1 protein-coding gene is annotated in these 1,279 nt (G+C 65.8%); it reads right to left on the bottom strand.

Features of this window, described 5'->3' with window-relative positions:
- Positions 1-1,187 (bottom strand): IS4 family transposase (locus ACFXN1_RS51860; protein ID WP_379446769.1); only part of this gene is annotated, 1,187 nt, incomplete at its 3' end.
- Between the last annotated feature and the right edge of the window lie 92 nt (positions 1,188-1,279).

The raw sequence follows: 1,279 nt of genomic DNA, 5'->3' as shown, positions 1-1,279 counted from the left end.
TGGCGGCGGACAACGCGCAGGGTGCGGACGAACGACAGCCGTAGCGGATCGACCGATTCGAAGTCGGCGGTGTAGTACATGAGTTCGCGGATCGCGTAGTGGGTGGTCAGCAGGGCCCAGATCTCCTGGCGGACCATGGCCGGACTGTGTGAACGCAGCACCCGGTAGCTGCCGCGCTGGCTGGTCTCGAGTTCGGCCAGGCTGGTTTCGAATTCCCAGCGGCAGTGGTAGGTCGCAGCGAGCTCACAGGCACTGACCTGCTCGGGATCCAGCATCGTGGTGATCAGGCGGATCGGCCCGATCTGATCGCTGTCACGGTTGGTGATCTCGTAGACCACCACCCGCACCAACACGCCTTCGGTTTCGGTGTCCACGCCCGCGGCCAGACGACGGCGGTTGCGCTGACGTTCGGCCTTATCCGAGAGCCTGGCCAGATACGAGCCATCCGGGAGTTCCTGCACGACAGGCAGATTCAGCCCCGACTGCACCCGCCACAACAGATCCGCCCCGGTGGCGATGGCCTCGCGCCAGAACTCGTGACTGAAGAATCCGCGGTCGGCGAGAACGAGCATCCCGGGGTCGAAACGCTCCAGCAATACCCGCGCCAACTCCCGTTCGTCGGTCTCGACAGCCCCGATCTCGGCATCGACGATCGCGTGCGTGCCGCACTCGGCCAACCCCACGACCTTCACCTTCGGATACGGATCATCCAATGCCTGATGAGTGCGGCCGCGACCGAACTCGGCCTCGTTATCGGGTGTGTCGCGAACATCCATCTGGACCCCGTCGATGGCCATCACCCGCCGCCCCGCCAGCCACGCGCCCGGAGTTCCGGCACCCGCCAGCGGCACCGCCACCCGCCGGAACAACTCCCGCACCGGCTCCTCGCCCAGGCGCACCCGCGCCTTGCACAGCGCCGCAGAGCTCGGCACCCGCCACAGGCCGTCCCAGGATCGCAGAAACCGCAGCCCGTCAACGAGTTTGCGCATCACCTCCTCGTAAGCGTCGTCAAAGAACAACGTCATCGCCAACACGAAATACACCACCACCCGCGCCGGCAACAACCGCTGCCGCTTCTCCCGCCGACCGGTCTGCGCCACCACCTCATCGACCAGATCCCGCGACACCACCCGGGTCAGCACCCCCAGCCCGATCCGGTCGGTCAACCGCCCCACCACCTGCGTCACGACCCGGCACCCTACACCGAACACCCTGCCGCACAGTCAGATTCGCTCAGACATTGCCCGCTGTCAGCAAACTCCCAAAGTTAACGGCATTG

Source organism: Nocardia sp. NPDC059154, assembly GCF_042755705.1.
Classification (GTDB): Bacteria; Actinomycetota; Actinomycetes; order Mycobacteriales; family Mycobacteriaceae; genus Nocardia.
This window is presented reverse-complemented; position numbering and strand designations above follow the sequence as displayed.